We start from the raw sequence: 18882 nt of genomic DNA on the forward strand, positions 1-18882 counted from the left end.
TATGCGAAAGTCAATGCGTATCACCTACATTCACCAGCACTTTGTGCTGCCGGGCGAGCCGGGTGGGTCGCGTCCCTACGAGTTCGCGAGGCGGATGGCGGCCGACGGCCATCACGTGACCATGATCTGTGGCGGCCAGGCGCCGATGGATCGCGTCGTCGACGGCATTCACGTCCGCCGCCTGGCTATTCCGTATCGCAATGAGATGTCGACGCGGGAGCGCATCGGCAGCTTCGTGAGCTTCCTGGTGCGGGCCTCGGTGGTCGCCGCGCGGGTGCCTGCCGACGTCGTTTTCGCCTCGTCCACCCCGCTGACCGTGGCGGTGCCGGGCATCGTGGCTAAGTTCGTGCGCCGGGCGCCGCTGGTGTCCGAGATCCGTGACCTGTGGCCGGAGGTGCCCATCAAGCTGGGATATCTCAACAACCCGGTGGCGATATTCCTGGCGAAGACGCTGGAGAAGGCATTCTACGCGGCGTCCTCGCAGGTGGTGGCGCTGTCGCCATCGATGGGGCAGGGAGTCGCTGCAGTCGCACCGGGCAAGGACGTGACCGTGATTCCGAATGCGTCGGACTTTGAGCGTTTCGACGTGCCCGCCGACCAGCGCGCCGCCTTCCGCGCCGAGCAGGGCTGGGGCGATGACGTTGTCGCCGTGTACGCCGGCGGGTTCGGTATGTCCTACCAGCTGGAATGGATCGTCGACCTGGCAGAGCAGCTGCGCCGCGACGGTGTCGAGGGCGTGCGTTTCGTCCTGATTGGCCAGGGCAGCGACTCGGAGGCCCTGCACCGGCGGGCCCTGGATGCGGGGCTGGACGCGGATGCGATGTTCCTCGGGCGGCAGCCTAAGGAGGCGGTGGCGAAGTATGTTTCGGCCGCTGACGTGGCGCTATCCCCGCTGCGAGACGACCCCTGCCTGGAGGGCAACTCCCTGAACAAGGTATTCGACGCTATGGCCGCCTCCCGTCCGGTTGTGTTCAACCATGGCGGATGGCTGGAGGAGGCGGCCACCGAGCACGACTCGGGTTGGCGCCTGCCGCGCGATATCCCGGCCGCGGCCCGCAAGTTCGCCGAGATTGTCGCCGACCGCGATGCGCTGCGCGCCGCGGGCCAGCGCAATCGGGCGCTGGGCGAGAAGCGTTTTGCCCGCGACAGCCTGTACTCCCAGCTCATGGACGTGCTCAATAGTGCCGTTAGCGGCATTCGGAAGGAACAGAACTAATGACCTCATCTACCGTTGCACCTAGCACTGCCGCTCAGGACTCCACTCCAACAAGCGCTGATCAGAAGCGTATTTTCCTGTCTCTGGCGACCGTTACGAAGGCCGAGGAGGAGGCTGTCGTCCGCGCCCTGCACTCGGGTTGGGTGGCACCCCTCGGACCGGAGGTCGATGCCTTCGAGTCCGAGATTGCCGAGCGCTGCGGCGTAGCCCACGGGCTGGCGCTATCCTCTGGCACCGCGGGACTGCACTTGGCGCTTCTGGCGCTGGGAGTCGGCCGCGGAGATTTCGTGCCGGTATCCTCAATGACTTTCGCCGCGACCACGAATGCGATCTCCTACGTCGGCGCGACGCCTGTGTTTATCGATTCCACCGAGGACGGCAACATCGACCCGCAGCTGCTGGTCAGCACTGTTGAGGAGCTGCTGGCGGAGGGGCGTAGCGTGCCGGTCGTCGTGGTGGTGGACCTGTTCGGCCGCTGCGCCGACTACCCGGCCTTCGCCCCGCGCTTGGCCGAGCTCGGTGTCGCCATCGTCGAGGACGCCGCCGAAGCTCTGGGCGCCTCGGTCGACGGCAAACCCGCTGGTAGCTTCGGCCGCGCCGCCGCCCTGTCCTTCAACGGAAACAAGATTATGACCACATCCGGCGGCGGGATGCTGCTGTCCGACGACACCCGCCTGATTGGTCAGGCCCGCTACCTGTCCACGCAGGCCCGACAGCCCGTCGCCTGGTACGAGCACACCGATATCGGTTACAACTACCGCCTATCCAATCTGCTGGCGGCACTCGGGCGCGCGCAGCACGACCGCCTCGACACCATGATCGCCCGCCGTCGCGAGATCCGCGATGCCTACATAGAGTTGCTCGCTTCGCTTCCCGACGATGCCCCGGGCAAAGGAACGCGCCTGCTCTCCGACAGCGACGAACGCTTCACGGAGAACTGCTGGCTGACATCGATTGTGTTGCCACAAAAGGTTGTCGATGAGGGGGTCTTGACGCCGGACATCGTCATAGAGGCGCTGGGCAAGGCCAACATTGAGGCGCGCCACCTGTGGAAGCCGATGCACCTACAGCCGCTATACGAAGGTTCCCGCGCGGTGGTCAATGGCACTGCCGAGAATCTCTTTTCCCGAGGCATTACTCTGCCTAGTGGACCCGCACTGGATGACAATGATGTGGCGCGGGTGATAAGCGTTTTGAGGGAAGTACTGGGATGAAACAGGCCGTCGACAGATTTTCTATTGCTATCTCACGATTATCGCGATGGGAAATGGTCTTTTGGTGCGTAGTTGTCCTGTTTGTGTGGATTTCTGGGCTTTGGGTCACGCCTCTATTTAGTGCTCAGGCTGGTACCGTAGCACTCGCAGTCTTCTGCCTACGAGTTTTTGTCGGCCATGGTGCGAAGGCAATTACGCCGCTGGGCGTTTTTTCGCTCGTAACATTGTTGACTGCAGCGTTTCCTGCTTATGTGGCATGGGACGACGCGCGGATAACTACCGTCGCGCTCTCTTCGGCAATCGTCCTTACTCTCTTTTTCACAGTGGTAAGTGCGTTGTTTTCCTGGAATTTCGGGATTCTCAGCCCGGGCCGGGCAGTCGTGCCAGGGGCGCTTGTTTTTGCGGTACTCGGATTGGCACAATTTGCCGGTGCTTATTTGATTCACGGCTCCGGGTCTCTACCAAGCATCGTTGTTGAGAGCCTTGCGGTAGTGGGAATTCTGCTTATGGCCTTCGGCGCTTGGTGGCATCGTTCCGTGTGGTTTCTCTGGTTGTCTCTCCCGATTGTGGCCGTGTTGTCGGCAATCTATATCTTTCAGATTCACAGCGGACAGGGACGCCTTCGAATCGCTGCCTTGGGTCTGGGACTTCTGATTATGTTTTCAGTTCGCGTCCGCGGGCTGTGGGTGAAGTTGCTATCGATTCTCGCTGGACCAGTAGCACTTATGGTCTTTTCCGAGCTTCGAAAGGCGCATCAAGAACAGATTCATGCCGGGAATTCTGCAAACCGTACAGGATTAGAATCGCTGACTGATCCATTTGTCACCTTTGCGAATCTCATCGATTTACATGAGCAATCACGTTTCGATTTCCAAGGTGGGGCAAACCTACTAACCATTTTCGAAGACATTGCGCCTTCGGATTGGGAATTGCCTCGCGCTATTGGCTATGAGTTAGTGAAGTATTGGATGCCGGAGAAAGCCAAGCCCGGCTATGAATGGTTTTCTGTTGCAGCAAATGCAACCGGTGAATGGTACTGGATGTGGGGCGTTACGGGTGTCATTCTCGGAAGCCTCGTAACGGGTGCACTATTTGCTGCGTTGAATAGGGGCCTGGCCAAGGGTGTCAATAAAATGGCTGAAAAATGGTGGGCAGCTGCTCTCTTTATTTGTGCAGTGACATTTGCTGCTGGACTTAGCGACCTGGTTTGGGGAGGACTCCACATCTACTGGGCTCGTTCAATTCCACGAGTCGCAATGGAGTTTGCCACCGTGGGCCTTGTTGCGCTCGTGATGTTCCTGTGGAAGAAGGTCCGGAGCCAAGAAGTCGTTGAGTCTAACGAAGCGACCAGCATCGAGGATACCGAGGACGCAGAACCAATCACTGAGTCGGACGAGGCCGACGAGATTGGTGAGTCCAACGAGGCCAACGATCCCGAGCCCGTCGCGCAGCCGGAGCCTGCATCGGAACCCGAGCCCGCACCCGAGCCCACTCAGGAACCGGAATTCACTTCCGCACCACGCCCCGCACCGCAGAAGTCCCTCGAAGGTGCCGGTATCGCCATTGCAGCAGGAGCCGCGGTCGGCACCGTTGCGGCAATTGCGTTGGGAAGCAAGGCACGTCGGAAAGCGAAGCTCGACGAGCGGGCGGAGAAATGGCTGCGTGCCCTCTCCGGCGAGTAACCACCCGACAACCCGACCACAAATCACATGAAACACAGGGGAGATGACAATGTCGAAAGGCCTGCGCGCGCAACGCGCCATCAAACGAGGCGTGGACATCGCCGCGGCGACGGCGGGACTCGTCGCTCTATCGCCAGTGCTCGGCGCGACGGCGCTTGCGGTGCGCCTATCGATGGGCTCACCCATCCTCTTCCGCCAACAGCGCCCCGGCCTGGGCGGACAGCCCTTCGACATGCTGAAATTCCGCACCATGCTCCCGGTCGACCCCGCCCGCGGGCTTACCGACGACGCCTCCCGCCTCACTCGGGTCGGCGCCTTCTTGCGCTCGACAAGTCTCGATGAGCTGCCCGAACTAATTAACGTCCTGCGCGGCGATATGAGCCTGGTCGGTCCGCGCCCGCTGCTCATGGCCTACCTCGATCGCTACACGCCTCGGCAGGCGCGTCGCCACGAGGTTCGTCCTGGCATCACCGGGTTGGCGCAGGTATCGGGCCGCAACGGCCTGTCGTGGGAGGAGCGCTTCGAGCTCGACGTCCGCTACGTGGACAGCTGGTCCCTGCTTGCCGACGCCAAGATTCTCCTCGATACCGTGCTCGTGGTACTGAAGCGGGAGGGAATCAACGCCGAGGGCCAGGCGACCATGAGCGAATTTACCGGCTAGCGCAGGGACTTCTTCGGCTTTGCGGGAACACCCGCGACGAGGGTGTACGGCTCCGCGTCCTTATTTACTGCCGCTCCGGAGGCCACGTACGCGCCCTCCCCGACGGTGACGCCTGGGTTGATGACCGAATTCGCGCCGATAGTGGTGGCCTCGCCGAGCGTGACGAATCCAGAGATCGCGGCCAGCGGGAAAATGCTGACGAAATCATGTGCCACAGCGTCGTGCCCGACTTCCACGTTTACGTGAACTTGGCAGTGAGCACCGAGCTCAATGTGGCACGTAATCCGCGCACCGGGGCAGACGACCGTGCCTTCTCCGAGAGTGACTAACATGCCGATGGTGGTGTCCGGGTGGACGAGGGTGGCGGCGGAGAGGCCGGCCGCGTCGGCACGCTCGGCGATGAGGCGACGCACCGCGCCATTGCCGATGGCGATGACATACGAGGTGCCCTCGGGCAGAGAAGCGAAGGCATCGGAGCCGCCCAGATGATCTAGCCCGAAGCGGCGGCAAAGCTCCAGGTCGGGTTCGCCGTCGTCGATGAAACCGAGGATTTCCCACTGCTCTGGCAGCCCGTGGTCGACGGCGTAGGTGTTGATGTCGCGGATATGACTTGCGACTTCCCGGCCGAAACCTCCCGCGCCGACGATAACGATTTTCTGGGTTGCAGTGTTGTTAATCCACGGATTTGCCATGGGCGTAATTGTCCCATTGCGCGCGGTGGCAAGGCCAGGGCAAAGGCGCCGAAGAGACTTTTGGCTACACCTAGCGGAGTGGGGGGTGGGAGGTGGCTTGTGTGGCGATTGGACGGCTGGCGGGGACGGTCGCATCGTGCAAGATACAGCACTGGTTAACTGCGTTATTTAATCCGAACGGCTGGTTAAGATGATGGCATGGAAAGTTCGTTCGTTGCCTTCATTGATGAGTCGCGAGCATTCAGGCCGCAAGGGCAGAAGGTGTACATGGTCTGCGCGGCATTGGTGGAGGTTGAGCGAATTAGCGGTATTCGTGCAGATTTGGAGTCGCTACTGCTGCCGGGGCAGAAGAAGTTGCACTGGACCGATGAGAATATTAAGCGGAAGTTGGCCATCGCTAGGCAAATAGGCGAAATCGGCAATATGAACGCAATTGTGTCCCACTATGGCGACGAGTCGGGACAGGAGGAGCGATTCCGCCGTAAGTGCCTGGAGCAGATCTACTTTGAGCTAGAAGAGATGGGTATCTGCAGAGTAGTCATGGAAGGTCGATCTAAAAAGCAGGATGCGCAGGATCGGGCGCATATTGTTGCGTTGCAGCAGAAGGGGGTTGTTCCTAGCATCCGAATCGAGCACGAACGTGGCGGGGATGAACCTCTCTTGTGGATTCCTGATGCAGTTCTCGGCGCGCTAAATCTACGACACAAGGGGCAGCGTGAGTGTTGGGATCTGCTGGCGGAAAGCATTGTGCTGCAGAAGAAGACCCCGGAATCCCTCTAAAACTTCGTGTAAAAAGCGACAACCCCCAGATCCAGTCGTCCGGCTGGGGTTCTGAGGGTGTCTTCCAACCTGTCGTAACAGGCGGCGTTGACTGAATGCTAACACTTAAATCATTGTGTGTCACTAGGGTCATGTCCCGGCAGTCAATTTTCGTGAAAACTGCATGTCAAGGCTACTTCTGTGTCCTTGCTATTACACCCGGTTAGGTGCTTGATCACTTAAGTGAGATCGCGATCTTATACTTGTGGTCCAAAAAGTATTCAAACATTGGGGGCGTTAAGGGCCCTTAACAGCACTATAGAAAATATAGTTCTGCGATTCGGTTATTCTCGGTCTCGAACACAAAAACAAAGTTCACTGGCAGCATGAAACCTATAGTTTCGAGTTCGAGAGTGAGGTGAAACGAGATGCCTATGCTGGAGATTTCCATGCAGGGTATTGCCAATTTGGCAGACGTTGAGCGCCCCGCCGTGACGCAGTGGCGTCGCCGTTACCCAGTCGGCTCCTTGACCCCATTCCCGAGTCCTCTGGAAGAAGCTGGAAGAGACGCAGGCGCTGGCGGTGCGGCCATGCGTTTCGACGCCATCGAGGTAGCGAAGTGGCTGGTTGAGACTGAGCACGGAAACAACTCCGATGCTGTTGAGGATGCTCCTTTCTACAGCGACTTGTTCAGCGAAGCTGTCGAGGATCCTCAAGTATGGGCGGCACTTGTTGCACATGCCCGTAGCGGTGAGGACGTGACTCCGGAGACCGTTCGCGATGAACTGTTCTCGGAGCCGCTGGTGCCATCTGATGTTTTGGAAGGCGACCTAGAGCTGGCGGTGACCACTGCAAATACTCTGGCTGAAGCGGCTTTTTCGGCGACCAACGTACTTGCCGAGATTGCCCAGCGTCGTCGTTTGCGAACGTCGGAAGGCCTCATCGAGAACGTGGAGGCGCTACTTTCCACCATTGGCTCGGAGCTCGTCAAGGAACTGCACCGCGATAAGGAGACACGAGAAGTTCTCGCTTTTGGTCCAGGTGGCAGTGCGTGGGCGCAGCGTGCGGCAGAATCTCAAGAATCGGCACTAAGCCTTGGCTTTGAGCACGACGATTTCACCCCGGAGCTCTGTCTGAGCCTGGCGCGTGGAATCGAAGTTGTGGAAGCGACTGATGAATGGGATCCGTCGGCGGTCGCATTCTTTCAGTGGGCAAGTGCCAAGCAGGAGGATGCCCACGCGCTCTTCGACCAGATTGGGTACGTGCAATCCGGACTCGATTCGCGTGGCTGCGTTGTGGTTCTTGCTCCAGCTGAGCTCCTCATTGAATCCAACAACGCGGCAGTAAACCTGGAGCGCAGGAACTTCCTGTGGGGTTCGAAGAATAATCTGCATTCCTCCCTGCGGTACGCAGCGCTACTTCCGCACGGATGGGCGAAGAATCTTGGACAGCGCCAGCTTGCGCTATGGATTCTGCGTACGCGAGATCCAGAGAAGTTCGATTCTGATCTCGTCATCTTGGCAGATTATGCCTCCTTCGATTTCAGCGGTAGTTATCCCCGCCAGTTCGTGATGGATGTCTTGGCCGCAGTCAATGACGAGGTTTCTCCTCGCCAGCATGCGTTTTATAACTCGCTGGTGCTCACCGATGAGAACCTACGCTTGCGAAATTCGCTGCGTCCAATCCGTGAACGGGTGACTGCAGAGGAGGAAATCGCAACAATTGCCGAGCTGCGAATCCAGGCCGAAGCGGTGGGCGTCGACTTGTCACGGGTGCCGAATCTCCAGCAAGCGGGCAACCCCTACGAGATTCACCGCAGAAAGCTCCTTAGCTGGGCCGAGGCGACCAAGCAGCCGGCACCGTTGGTGAAGGTCATCAAGGGGTCGAAGCTGCAGGATCTGGATTCCAGAAACTCGGATGGAACCATCCCCATCATCGGCCGAAGTGAGCTGAGCGGAATCTCCCCATTAGGCACGCGGAAAGCGGACATTGTCGATATCAGCGTGAAGTTGCCGCGCTCGACCCTGACCGAGCCCGGTGACGTGGTGTGGATTTTCCTCAACAAACCCGTTGCGATTGTCGATGCGAAAGGTGGCTCGCTGGTTGAGGCACCCGCGCAGATTCTGCGTTGTATGAAGACCAGGGCTCGGAGCAAGACCCCTCTCGACGAGGTCGCGTCACCACATTTGTTGGCGGAGCAGCTGAGCCATGCGCAGACCAAGGACAAGAAGTCGTGGCAGGTGCCAGTTATCGGGCGGCGGGATGCGGAAGTCTTCGAGGCAGTGATGCGCGAGGTGGATGCACGAAAAGCAGAGTTGCTTGAGCAGCTCGAGAGCCTTTCCGCTTTCCGACGTGACTTCGCTACGTCGCTGGCCAGCGGCGGCATCCGGGCGGCACCGGGGTAGTTGCGGTTTGGGGACGATTCAGCAACTGAGCTAGACGGCTCAATCAGACAGCAAAATCTCAAAATTAAGGAAATGAAGTAATGGCAAGAAGGAAGAAGGAAGCGGTCAAGGTCCCTTCCACTACGGGCGAGATTAAGGACATGCTCTGGAAGTCCGCGGATAAGCTGCGCGGTTCCATGGATGCCTCGCAGTACAAGGACGTTGTGCTGGGCCTGGTGTTCCTGAAGTATGTGTCGGACTCTTTTGATGAACGTCAAAAAGAGATCCGCATTGAGCTTGAGGAGCAGGGCTTCGATGAGGACGTAATCCAGGAAGACCTGGAAGATATTGATTCCTACACCAGTGAGAATGTCTTCTGGGTTGATCCTGAGGCTCGGTGGGAATTTCTGACGGCTAACTCCAAGGGGCGAATGGGCGATGATGGCAAGGCTCAGTCGATTGGCAAGCTCATTGATGCCGCAATGCAGCATGTGATGCAGGACAATGAGGCACTGACGGGTACGCTTCCGATGATTTACGGTGCGGAGAATATTGACCAGCGCCGTTTGGGTGAGCTGGTTGACCTTTTCAGCTCGACCTATTTCGGCTCCACCAAGGAGAGGAAGGCTCGCGATCTTCTCGGCGAGGTTTACGAGTATTTCCTGGATAAGTTCGCGAAAGCTGAGGGCAAGAGGGGCGGAGAGTTCTATACTCCGCAGTCCGTGGTGCGAACCTTGGTGGAAATCTTGGAGCCCGCGGAGGGGCGCGTGTATGACCCTTGCTGTGGTTCGGGCGGCATGTTCGTGCAGGCGGAGAAGTTCCTGGAGGCTACGAAGCGCGACCGCAGCAACATTGCGATTTATGGCCAGGAGCTGAACGAGCGCACTTGGCGCATGGCCAAAATGAACCTCGCCATTCATGCTATTAGCGCGGCGGGCCTAGGCCAGCGTTGGGCCGATACCTTCGCGCGCGATATCCACGCGGGCACACAGATGGACTATGTGCTGGCGAACCCTCCGTTCAACATCAAGGATTGGGTGCGCAACGAAGAGGATACGCGCTGGAAGTACGGTGTGCCGCCGGTGCGTAATGCGAACTATGCGTGGATGCAGCACATTGTGTCCAAGCTGAGTGCTCATGGCTCCGCCGGCGTGGTGATGGCTAATGGCACCATGACCTCGCAGAGTTCGGGCGAGGGCGAGATTCGTAAGAACATGGTGGAAGATGACGTGGTCTCCTGCGTGCTGGCGCTGCCGGCGCAGCTCTTCCGCGGCACGGGTATTCCAGTGTGTGTCTGGTTCTTCGATAAGGACAAGTCCGCAGGCCAGAAGGGCAGTATTGACCGCCGTGGTGAGGTTTTGCTTATCGACGCCCGCCAGTTGGGCCACATGGTCGATCGTACGGAGCGGACTTTCTCCGACGAAGATATTCAGCGCATCGCCAATACTTTCCGCACGTGGCGCGGCCGCGAGTCGGCCGAGGGAGAGTACGAGGACGTTGCCGGTTTCTGTAAGTCCGCCACCATTGAGGAGATTCGCGAGGCGGGCTATGCGCTAACCCCTGGCCGCTACGTGGGGATGCCGGAGGCGGAAGAGGACGATGAACCAATCGACGAGAAGATCGCGCGTTTGACAAAGGAATTGACCGCTGCGCTGGATGAGTCCGCTCGCCTGGATGCGGTAGTGCGCGAGCAGCTGGGGAGGTTGAAGTGAGCTGGGAAACAGTAGAGCTTGGAAAAGTAACTTCTAAAATTGGTTCAGGCGTCACACCTCGTGGAGGAGCCTCCGTTTACATCAGCGAGGGAACGGCTCTGATTCGTTCTCAGAATATTTTGGACCTGGAATTTTCGGAGTCAGGACTTGCGTATATCTCCGATGAGCATGCTGCTTCAATGAAAAGTCACTGCGTTATTCCTGGAGATGTTTTGCTGAATATTACCGGTGATTCGACTGGCAGAGTCGTTATGTGGGATAGACAGTGCCCAGCGGTTGTTAATCAGCATGTCTCGATTATTCGTCCGAAGCCTGAACAAGTGAATAGTCGCTGGTTACAGTACTTTCTGGTGCAGGAATCGACTAAACGATATTTGCTTACTTTGGCGGCTTCTGGAGGGTCGCGTCCCGCTCTGACCAAAGGAATGTTGAGTGCCTTGCAGATTCCTTTGCCTCCGCTATCTCAGCAGGATGCTATAGCCGAGGTCCTCGGTGCCTTGGACGACAAAATCGCAGCGAATCAGAGAGTTCTGCAGTTGGCAAATGAGCTGATTCAGAACAAGGTGCTGAAAGCTTCTCTGGGCTCCGTTTTTGTTCCGCTCCGGGAGGTAACCACCTCGATTGTAAGAGGCGTTGCACCGAAATATTCTGAAGAGGGATGTTATGTCGTAAATCAAAAATGCATCCGGGATCAAAGTGTTTCTTTGACAGGAGCTCGACAACTATCCAATTTTCCTAGGAACGAGTCCAAAATCTTGAAGATTTCGGACGTCTTGGTGAACTCGACAGGAATGGGGACCCTTGGTCGCGCTGCACGTTGGACTAATCCCCTTGAGCATTGCACGGCTGACTCTCACGTATCCATCGTGCGATTCTCTGCTGACAAGGTGGATCCGGATTTCGCCGGTGCGTTGTTGGTGTCTAGGGAACCAATGATTGAGGATCTAGCCGAAGGTAGCACTGGACAAACTGAGTTGCGGCGTGACCTGCTGGGAAGTTTGGAATTGCCACTGCCCGATATAGAGATTCAGAGGAAAGTCGGAGACCTAATCCGGACTTTGGACGAATCAAACAACGCTCTCACCCAAGAAAACCAAGTCCTCGCCCGCACCCGCGATGAGCTATTGCCGCTACTCATGAATGGCAAGATCTCCGTCGCCGAGGCAAACGAAGCGGTTGAAGGAGTCGTCGGGAAGTAAGAGGAAGGAGACGGCGATGTATAGCGAAGACATGCTGGAGCAGCTAACCCTGGACAAGCTCGGCGAGAACGACTGGCAGCCGCTGGCCGGTGCGTCTGTCGCGCCGGGCTCTCGGGAGCGGGAAAGCTGGAAGGATATTGTCCTCCGCGGAACTCTCAATGAGAGCGTTCGCGCGCTGAATCCGGGTGTGCCGGAGGAATTCCTGCAGCAAGCGATTGGTGAACTGCTGACCCCGAAGTCGCAGGATCCCATCGCCGAAAACCTGCGCATCCACGAGATTTTGGTCAATGGCTACTCGGGAATCCAGTACAATGACCTCGACGGACAGCCAAAGAACCCAACAATCTACTTCCTCTCCGCGGACTGGAAAAAGAACGACTTCAAGGCGGTCAACCAAGTCACAATCCGGAATGTCGAATACGAGCGGCGTTTCGACGTCGTGTGCTACCTCAACGGTCTGCCGGTAGCGTTCTTCGAGCTGAAAAAGCCCGCCGGCAAATCCACGGCGGAGGAGGCATTCAATCAGCTGCAGACCTATGTTGCTGAGTTCCCGATGGCCTTCCGCTTCGCCAACGTTGTGGTGGCTAGCGACGGACTCGACGCAAAATACGGCACCCCCTTTACCCCGTATAACCACATGGCACCGTGGAATGTCGACGACGATGGTGTGCCGATCAAGATGGACGAGCCGGATGAGAATGGTCAGCAGCCGCTTGCCCTGGAAAACCTCATCTGGGGCGTATTCAACCCTGTGCGCTTCACCCAATTGCAGCGCGACTTCACCGCTTTTGATGACGCATCGACTGGCTTGGTTATGCGCATTGCGAAGCCGCACCAGTACTTCGCGGTGACCAAAGCCGTCGGCAAGACCATCGAAGCCGTGCGCACGGACGGCCGCGCGGGCGTTGTGTGGCACACGCAGGGCTCCGGCAAATCCATGGAAATGGAGATCTACACCGCCGCAGTGATGCGCCGCTCCGAACTAGAGAGCCCGACGATTGTGGTCATCAACGACCGCACCGAGCTCGATGGTCAGCTCTACAGCACCTTCCTGTCCAGTACGCTGTTGCCCGAGAAACCACAGCAGGTGGAGTCTCGGGAGGAGCTTCGTGCGGCGTTGGCGACGCGGACATCGGGAGGCATCTTCTTCACCACGCTGCAGAAGTTCGGGCTTACCAAGGAAGAGCGCGATGCGCACAAGTCGCATCCTGTTCTATCCGAGCGACGCAACATCATCGTGATTGCGGATGAGGCGCACCGATCTCACTACGGTTTCGGTGATATCAACGCCGACGGTTACGCCGCGCACCTGCGCTCGGCACTGCCGCACGCAACAATGATTGCCTTCACCGGTACGCCGATTGCGGAAGGGGACCGCGACACCCGCAAGGTCTTCGGTGACGAGATTGATACCTACGATCTGCAGCGTGCCGTCGACGATGGCGCCACCGTACCCGTCTACTTCGAGCCTCGCCTCATTCCGCTGGCGCGAGTTAAGGGAATTACCGACGAGTACATCGATGCCACCGCGGAAGAAGCCATGGAAGGTCTCAGCGAATCCGAGCGCGTCCGGATTCAGCGCACCACGGCGGCATTGGAAGCGATGTACGGCACGGACGATCGCCTGGACACCCTGGTCGACGATCTGCTGATGCGCTGGGACGACCGCCGCGAAGTGATGCAAGACTTCATCGGATGCCCAGGAAAAGCAATGGTGGTGACATCAACGCGCAGCATTGCGGCACGAATCTACGAGAAAATCATCGAGCGCCGACCGGATTGGCACAACGATGCTGACGACAAGGGCAAGATCAAGGTCGTCTACTCCGCGAACCCCTCCGATCCTCCGGAGATTAAGAAGCACATGCGCCGGCCAAGCGCAATTAAGGCTGTCAAAGAGCGGATGAAGAATCCGAATGATGAGCTGGAAATCATCATCGTCAAGGACATGATGCTCACCGGCTTCGATGCGCCTCCGCTGCACACTCTGTTCATTGACCGTCCGCTGCGTGGTGCGCTGCTGATGCAGACCCTCGCGCGCGTCAACCGCACCTTCCGCGGTAAAGAAGATGGCCTGCTCATCGCTTATGCGCCGCTTACCGATAACCTTCGTGCAGCACTTGCCGAATTCACTGTCGATGCGGAGAAGCAAGGCAAGAAGGTCATCGGCCAGCATGCCGATGAGACGCTCGAAATTGCCAAGGGATTTTTGACGCAGATTGATGCATTGGTGCAGGCAGACTGGAGAGAGAAGCTCGCTGCTGGCGACGTGCACGGTGCGATTGCAACTGCGGTGGGATACCTGCGTTCGCCGCGGACCGAAGGAAACGTAGACCCAGAAGACCCAATGGTACGCCCATTGGCGAAACGCTTCCGACAGTTAGCTGGTGCGTTGGCACGCGCCTGGGCGATTGCCGTGACCGCCGATGGAGCGGCGGATATTCGCGATGATGTGCGCTTCTACCTCGAGGTCCGTCAATGGCTAATCAAGATGGATGCTTCGGATCGCGCGAGCCGTGGCGAACCTATCTCGGATACCGCGCGGCGCGTGCTGGGACAGCTTGTTGTTGACTCTGCGGAGAGCAAGTCGGTGATCGACATCTACGCAGAGATTGGGCAGGATGTGCCGAACCTACAAGAGATCGCGGCCCAGGGGGTCGACGAAAAGAACCTCAAGTCCAATATTGAGTTGGCGATTGAGGCCCTGCGAACCAAACTGCAGCAAGGAATCCGCGATGCCACCGGCAACAACGAGGTGCGCAGCAGGCTCTTCTCTGAGCGCATCCGTGACGTGATGACGCGCTACACGAACCAGCAGTTGACGGCCGCAGAGGTGATCGCTGAGTTGGTGAAGCTGTCGAAGGAAGTTGTTGAAGAATCCAAGCGTGGTGAGAAGTTCACGCCAGCCCTGTCTAACGATGAGTTGACATTCTTCGACGTGATTTCCCAGAACGAGTCCGCAGTGGATGTATTGGGTGACGATGTTTTGGCGGAGATTGCACGCCAGCTAGTTGCAACTATGCGACGTGACACTCGCATTGACTGGACCGTGCGCGATGACGTCAAGGCTAAGCTGCGCCGGACGATCAAGCTGCTGCTGCGCAAGTACAAGTACCCACCGGACCGCCAAAAGGAAGCGACGCTGCGCGTGTATGAGCAGATGGAGAAGTTTGCGCCAAGGTATGCAGTGAGGGATGAGGGGTAAGGGATGCTTCGAGAGTTTTTGTATTTGGACGAATCGTTGGTCGATCAGTTTGTAAGCCAGATTGATTCTGGGTTAATCGAAAGTGAGGACGTAACGACTTCGAATTCCAAATCTAAAGGTGGAAAACTCGGCTTAGGTTCTGTTACGGGAAACATTGATGCAGACTCAACTAGTCAGAGTTCCTTTCAGCGTGCCATGACTCCGGAATCTAAATTCAATCACCTTTTCTCTCACTTGGATGCGACCATTGTGGATTTGGAGCATCCGCTTGGTTTCAGTGAAGTCGTGCCACGAAGCTTTATTGAGGTCGATTGCGAGATATCCATTCCGATGCTTGGAAAAGTCATCGCGCAGCCTGATGAGATAGCCGATATAGGAGAAATGCTCAGGATGTTTCCAGGGCATGACAATTCAGTTAATCAAGAGACGATTGACCAAATCAGGATGATAAGTAACCTCTCAGGAAAATCCATAGTTTGTATGGGGGAGGTAGACGAGGGGCTGCAGACTTATCTCTTCAAACTCGATCCAAAGTTTTTGAAACTAGATTTGAATGACATTGAGTGTGAAGCCTTTGTTCTTGGGAAGGTTGAGAAAAAATTTCCGGTGGGTCAACGCTATCCGTTGCTCAATGTCCCAGGGATGAACTTGTTGAACCGTAAAGCGAGACGCCGTATGGAAAAAGAACAATCGTACGAACAGCCACTGAATGAGGAGTCTGAAATCGAAGGTCCCGCGGCAGTGCTCAGGGTGCTGGCGATTTATCGCTGATTTTGTGCTCGAAACCTTCAGTTGGACGGACATCCATCGCGGGCAAGCCTCAGATACATTACAGCTAACTTCGGCTTGAATTCATTGAACGTGGCATTGATTGATAGTGGATGGAATTCGTGGCACCAATGGCGGTCGACTACTTCTAGAGACGGGCTTCGAAAATCAAAACCTGAACTTCCCTGGTAGGGGTTCTACCAGGGAAGGGGGTGTCCTTATGTTTTTGTCAAGTGTTTGCGCGATGTCGATGGGTACGGTCGCGGGGGTGGCTTTAAGGCACGCCTGGAACCCGGCCAGCGATGTGCTGATCGGTTTTGTCTTTTTAGACGTTAAGCAGCGACTGGGTGTGGTGGGATCTTGCGGAAGAACTCCTTGTTTTTCAGCCGCTTATTGCCTGATCGCGCGGGGAGTTCGCCTCTGATTGATGACCCTGATCGTCGTGTCACTGGTGCGATGCCCGCGTAAGCGGCTAGGTGGCCGGCGCTATGGAAGTCGTAAGCCGTCACCGATCGCAAGGAGGATCTGTTGCGGTCAAGATGGCCGACTCCAGGCATAGTCGATCCAAGACCTCGCAAAGAGGGAAAATCATCAAACATCCCCTCGACGTGCTTCAGCAATGGTGCCGCGCTGCTGTTTTAACGCCTTGATGTTTGCAGCTAACTGGGGAATGACGAGTTCGGCGGCATCGCTTCCAGGCACAATAACTGTTTGCGCTTTCAGTGCTGCACAAATCTCGTCTACCAGCGGGGTGGGGTTTTTGCGTGTGTGTTTGATCATCCAGTTGAGCACTCGTTGGTATCCGGCCCGCTTTAATCCCTGGGGTCCCTTGTAGTGGATCAGCATGTCCAGGATTAGGGTACGGGTTAGGGTGCTGCCAGCAAAGACTCGTTCCAGGCTGGGGTAGATCTGGGTGAGGACGCTGCTTCGCTAAATCCTGGGCTGGGGGTAGACCCCTGCCAGGGACGCCATTCGCTAAAGTATGGCGACCAATAGTCTGATGTTTCCCTCCAGGCATTCATTCTCGCTTTGTATGGTTCGTGATCTGTAAAAGCCCAGTTCGTGGGCGTCGGAAAGCGGAAAAAGACCACACAAAGTGAGAGTCAGGGCGTTTTACCACCAATACTCGGGGTATTGGAGGCCGCGGAGTTGGTTGGCGAGGATGCCCAGCACGACAATCATGATTGAGGATGCGAAGACGAAGCCGATGAAGCGGAAGTCGTTGGCGATTCCGGGGCCGTGTGGCATGAGTACCGTGACCATCGCGGTGGCGGTGGCCGGGGAGTGAGCCGCGCGTGCAAGAAGCATGAGAGCGAAGGCGACACCGGCAGCGGTCGCCGCTGCGATGATGGTCGAGCCGAGGAGATGCAGGATGGCGACTCCGGTCAAGCAGCCGATGAGGTGGCCAATGACTACATTGCGTGGTTGCGCCAAAGGCAGATTCGGGGCGCCGACGATAAGCGCCATGGCGGCACCTATAGGCGGAAGGAACAGCAGGTCGGAGACGGTTCTGGAGAGCAGGGCGAGAGTCATCAGCGGTAAACTCACGGCGACTGAAGCGGCGACAATATGGCGCAGCGGTGGGCGGGGAGGTGCTCCGCTGGCGATAAGGGGTCGCTTCGTAGACCGTGATTGTGACATGGCAAGCATATTAAGGCGGACTGACTGGTCTATTCAAAGTTTTAGAATATTTATGGGCGTAGAGGTTTCCTTGGGTGGGACTGTTTCGGGTTGTTCGGCTGTTGGTGGGTGCTGCCGAAGGGGCAACCTCAGTGAGAGTGCATTCAAGGGCTAGAGATCGGCAGTAAAACGCCTTTATTCTCAAATTTGTGACACTTTTTCGAGGTAGCAGATTTGACCACCAGGAGTTTTGGAAATTTCGGTGTCACAAATTTGAGAATACGGCCGTTCAGGAGAGCTTCTGGCGAGTCGGTGTGTTAGGGGTGAGGCCTATGAGGCCACAGGGGTGACGGGGCGACAGGCGGCGCCTGGGAGGCGACCGGGAGGCGCTACCACTCACCCCCCCAACCCCGACGCTCCTTGAAACCCCGACCGCAAACGCCCACCGCAACCCCGACCATTTCCACCCGGTATGACACACTAAAGGGCATGGAGCCTATCGATGTCGCAATCCAGGACGAGTCCATCCGTCTTGGGCAATTCCTCAAGCTGGCAAATCTCGTGGACACCGGCGGCCTCGCCAAGGAGCTGATTGCGGATGGCCTGGTCAGCGTCAACGGCGAGGCGGACACCCGCCGCGGCCGTCACTTGCACCCGGGCGATGTCGTTACCGTAAGCGTGCCCGGCACCGCCGCGATGTCGGCGCGCGTTGCCGCTCCTGGCACGGTCGAGGAGGACGACTTCTTCGATGAGGCCACCGCAGACGATGACTTTGATCCGGAAAAGTGGAGGAACCTGTAACTCATGCCCGCATTTCCCGCCGAATTTGGCATGCCCCTGCGCGTTGACCTGGTTTCTGCCGCGCCCCGCAAGACCGAGCGTTTCTACCGCGGCGTCCTAGGCTGGGCCTACCGCAACACTGCCCCGGTTCATGAGGATGCGCGCGAGGCCTCGCAGGGCCGTCGCGTGGCGATGCTCTCGGGCATGCCCGTGTCAGTTCTGCTCGAGTCCTCCGATGCCTCCGATTCTGCAGATGCCGAGAGCACCTTCACCAACCAGTGGCGTGTGAACTTCCACGTCGACTCCGCCGCCGGGGCCGTGGGAAAGGCCCGTGAACTGGGTGCAACCATCTACCAAGAGCCCACTCCGCTTGTCGACGGTTCCACGATGGCCGTCGTCGCTGACCCCGCCGGCGGCCTGATTGGTCTCCTGGAGCAACCGGGCGAGCAGGCCTTCATTGCCGCGGGCGAGCCCGGCACCCCGGTGTGGTTCGAGCTGGTCGCAGGCCCGGAGGATAACTTCGAAAAGGTCTGTGATTTCTACCGTGATTTCTTCGGTTGGGAGATTGCGGTGCGTAACAAGACGGAGCAGGGCACCTTCGCCGTCGCTATGGAGGACGGTGCACCCTTCGCGGGCCTCGTGGCCAGCGCCGTTGCTGCTCAGACCGACGCTGCGGACAAGAGCTTCGTCGGTTGGCTGGCGTACCTCGGCGTGGAGAACATCGACACGGCCGTTTCCAAGGCGCAGGAGCTCGGCGGCGAGGTTCTGGTCGCGCCGCAGGCCACCGAGTTCGGCCCGCTCGCCACGATCCAGGATCCGTGCGGCGCGGCAGTGGTGCTGTGCGAGGTACCGCTGCCGCCGGAGGAAGACGTCCGTGAGTCTGATCCGCTGGAGGGCATCGACCTTTCCCAGTTCCAGTAGGGCAGCGACGGCACCTTCGGTAATTTTTGCCAGCTTTTTGTAGGAAGTACGCAAGATTTTCGCGTTACT

16 protein-coding genes are annotated in these 18882 nt (G+C 57.8%); 12 read left to right on the forward strand and 4 right to left on the reverse strand.

Features of this window, described 5'->3' with window-relative positions; translation table 11 throughout:
* The first annotated feature begins 1 nt into the window (after nucleotide 1).
* The 4 genes from CLAC_RS00330 to CLAC_RS00345 are packed head-to-tail and all read left to right on the forward strand — an operon-like array spanning nucleotide 2 to nucleotide 4773.
* Complete coding sequence (locus CLAC_RS00330) at nucleotides 2-1216, forward strand: glycosyltransferase family 4 protein (protein WP_245621904.1); 1215 nt, start codon at nucleotides 2-4, stop codon at nucleotides 1214-1216.
* Nucleotides 1216-2430 (forward strand): DegT/DnrJ/EryC1/StrS family aminotransferase, encoded by a 1215-nt coding sequence (locus tag CLAC_RS00335; RefSeq protein WP_053411224.1) that lies wholly within the window; start codon nucleotides 1216-1218, stop codon nucleotides 2428-2430. The genes CLAC_RS00330 and CLAC_RS00335 overlap by 1 nt, the downstream gene beginning before the upstream one ends.
* On the forward strand, nucleotides 2427-4112 hold the full coding sequence (locus CLAC_RS00340; RefSeq protein WP_053411225.1) for a hypothetical protein: 1686 nt from the start codon (nucleotides 2427-2429) through the stop codon (nucleotides 4110-4112). Before CLAC_RS00335 ends, CLAC_RS00340 begins: the two co-directional genes overlap by 4 nt.
* Before the next feature lie 49 nt (nucleotides 4113-4161).
* On the forward strand, nucleotides 4162-4773 hold the full coding sequence (locus tag CLAC_RS00345; protein ID WP_053411226.1) for a sugar transferase: 612 nt from the start codon (nucleotides 4162-4164) through the stop codon (nucleotides 4771-4773).
* Here CLAC_RS00345 and CLAC_RS00350 read toward each other — a convergent pair.
* Nucleotides 4770-5465: a NeuD/PglB/VioB family sugar acetyltransferase gene (locus CLAC_RS00350; protein WP_053411227.1), complete on the reverse strand. Its 696-nt coding sequence runs from the start codon at nucleotides 5463-5465 to the stop codon at nucleotides 4770-4772. The genes CLAC_RS00345 and CLAC_RS00350 overlap by 4 nt on opposite strands.
* Nucleotides 5466-5663: 198 nt before the next feature.
* Between CLAC_RS00350 and CLAC_RS00355 the strand changes: the two genes are divergently transcribed.
* The 6 genes from CLAC_RS00355 to CLAC_RS00380 all read left to right on the forward strand — a co-directional run bounded on the left by CLAC_RS00355 (nucleotide 5664) and on the right by CLAC_RS00380 (nucleotide 15495).
* Nucleotides 5664-6245, forward strand: coding sequence for a hypothetical protein (locus CLAC_RS00355; RefSeq protein WP_053411228.1), 582 nt, complete (start codon nucleotides 5664-5666; stop codon nucleotides 6243-6245).
* 413 nt (nucleotides 6246-6658) lie between these two features.
* Complete coding sequence (locus CLAC_RS00360; RefSeq protein WP_053411229.1) at nucleotides 6659-8629, forward strand: hypothetical protein; 1971 nt, start codon at nucleotides 6659-6661, stop codon at nucleotides 8627-8629.
* An 80-nt stretch (nucleotides 8630-8709) separates the two neighbouring features.
* A complete protein-coding gene (locus CLAC_RS00365; protein ID WP_053411230.1) occupies nucleotides 8710-10320 on the forward strand; it encodes a class I SAM-dependent DNA methyltransferase in 1611 nt (536 codons plus the stop codon).
* A complete protein-coding gene (locus tag CLAC_RS12165) occupies nucleotides 10317-11519 on the forward strand; it encodes a restriction endonuclease subunit S (protein WP_082312929.1) in 1203 nt (400 codons plus the stop codon). Before CLAC_RS00365 ends, CLAC_RS12165 begins: the two co-directional genes overlap by 4 nt.
* A 16-nt stretch (nucleotides 11520-11535) precedes the next feature.
* A complete protein-coding gene (locus tag CLAC_RS00375) occupies nucleotides 11536-14724 on the forward strand; it encodes a type I restriction endonuclease subunit R (protein ID WP_053411232.1) in 3189 nt (1062 codons plus the stop codon).
* 3 nt (nucleotides 14725-14727) lie between these two features.
* A complete protein-coding gene (locus CLAC_RS00380; RefSeq protein WP_053411233.1) occupies nucleotides 14728-15495 on the forward strand; it encodes a DUF6414 family protein in 768 nt (255 codons plus the stop codon).
* A gap of 329 nt (nucleotides 15496-15824) precedes the next feature.
* Here CLAC_RS00380 and CLAC_RS12880 read toward each other — a convergent pair whose 3' ends face one another.
* From CLAC_RS12880 to CLAC_RS00385, 3 genes are all read right to left on the reverse strand, one after another.
* Nucleotides 15825-16091, reverse strand: a complete 267-nt coding sequence (locus tag CLAC_RS12880) for a transposase (RefSeq protein ID WP_342669459.1) — start codon at nucleotides 16089-16091, stop codon at nucleotides 15825-15827.
* The gene (locus CLAC_RS12885) at nucleotides 16084-16338 is read right to left on the reverse strand and encodes a hypothetical protein (RefSeq protein WP_245621905.1); all 255 of its coding nucleotides are present in this window, start codon (nucleotides 16336-16338) and stop codon (nucleotides 16084-16086) included. The genes CLAC_RS12880 and CLAC_RS12885 overlap by 8 nt, the downstream gene beginning before the upstream one ends.
* A gap of 267 nt (nucleotides 16339-16605) precedes the next feature.
* Nucleotides 16606-17133: an HPP family protein gene (locus CLAC_RS00385; RefSeq protein ID WP_245621906.1), complete on the reverse strand. Its 528-nt coding sequence runs from the start codon at nucleotides 17131-17133 to the stop codon at nucleotides 16606-16608.
* A gap of 468 nt (nucleotides 17134-17601) precedes the next feature.
* Between CLAC_RS00385 and CLAC_RS00390 the strand changes: the two genes are divergently transcribed.
* Nucleotides 17602-17913: an RNA-binding S4 domain-containing protein gene (locus tag CLAC_RS00390; RefSeq protein ID WP_053411235.1), complete on the forward strand. Its 312-nt coding sequence runs from the start codon at nucleotides 17602-17604 to the stop codon at nucleotides 17911-17913.
* Between the two features lie 3 nt (nucleotides 17914-17916).
* Nucleotides 17917-18813, forward strand: coding sequence for a VOC family protein (locus tag CLAC_RS00395; RefSeq protein ID WP_053411236.1), 897 nt, complete (start codon nucleotides 17917-17919; stop codon nucleotides 18811-18813).
* Nucleotides 18814-18882 lie beyond the last annotated feature (69 nt).

This window comes from Corynebacterium lactis RW2-5 (genome assembly GCF_001274895.1).
GTDB classification, from domain to species: domain Bacteria; phylum Actinomycetota; class Actinomycetes; order Mycobacteriales; family Mycobacteriaceae; genus Corynebacterium; species Corynebacterium lactis.

Coding starts and splice junctions, on each gene's coding strand:
- CLAC_RS00330 (WP_245621904.1), top strand. CDS start 2: ATGCGAAAGTCAATGCGTATCACCTACATTCACCAGCACTTTGTGCTG.
- CLAC_RS00345 (WP_053411226.1), top strand. CDS start 4,162: ATGTCGAAAGGCCTGCGCGCGCAACGCGCCATCAAACGAGGCGTGGAC.
- CLAC_RS12880 (WP_342669459.1), bottom strand. CDS start 16,091: ATGTTTGATGATTTTCCCTCTTTGCGAGGTCTTGGATCGACTATGCCT.
- CLAC_RS00365 (WP_053411230.1), top strand. CDS start 8,710: ATGGCAAGAAGGAAGAAGGAAGCGGTCAAGGTCCCTTCCACTACGGGC.
- CLAC_RS12885 (WP_245621905.1), bottom strand. CDS start 16,338: ATGCTGATCCACTACAAGGGACCCCAGGGATTAAAGCGGGCCGGATAC.
- CLAC_RS00380 (WP_053411233.1), top strand. CDS start 14,728: ATGCTTCGAGAGTTTTTGTATTTGGACGAATCGTTGGTCGATCAGTTT.
- CLAC_RS00390 (WP_053411235.1), top strand. CDS start 17,602: ATGGAGCCTATCGATGTCGCAATCCAGGACGAGTCCATCCGTCTTGGG.
- CLAC_RS00385 (WP_245621906.1), bottom strand. CDS start 17,133: ATGTCACAATCACGGTCTACGAAGCGACCCCTTATCGCCAGCGGAGCA.
- CLAC_RS00335 (WP_053411224.1), top strand. CDS start 1,216: ATGACCTCATCTACCGTTGCACCTAGCACTGCCGCTCAGGACTCCACT.
- CLAC_RS00360 (WP_053411229.1), top strand. CDS start 6,659: ATGCTGGAGATTTCCATGCAGGGTATTGCCAATTTGGCAGACGTTGAG.
- CLAC_RS00395 (WP_053411236.1), top strand. CDS start 17,917: ATGCCCGCATTTCCCGCCGAATTTGGCATGCCCCTGCGCGTTGACCTG.
- CLAC_RS00350 (WP_053411227.1), bottom strand. CDS start 5,465: ATGGCAAATCCGTGGATTAACAACACTGCAACCCAGAAAATCGTTATC.
- CLAC_RS00340 (WP_053411225.1), top strand. CDS start 2,427: ATGAAACAGGCCGTCGACAGATTTTCTATTGCTATCTCACGATTATCG.
- CLAC_RS00375 (WP_053411232.1), top strand. CDS start 11,536: ATGTATAGCGAAGACATGCTGGAGCAGCTAACCCTGGACAAGCTCGGC.
- CLAC_RS00355 (WP_053411228.1), top strand. CDS start 5,664: ATGGAAAGTTCGTTCGTTGCCTTCATTGATGAGTCGCGAGCATTCAGG.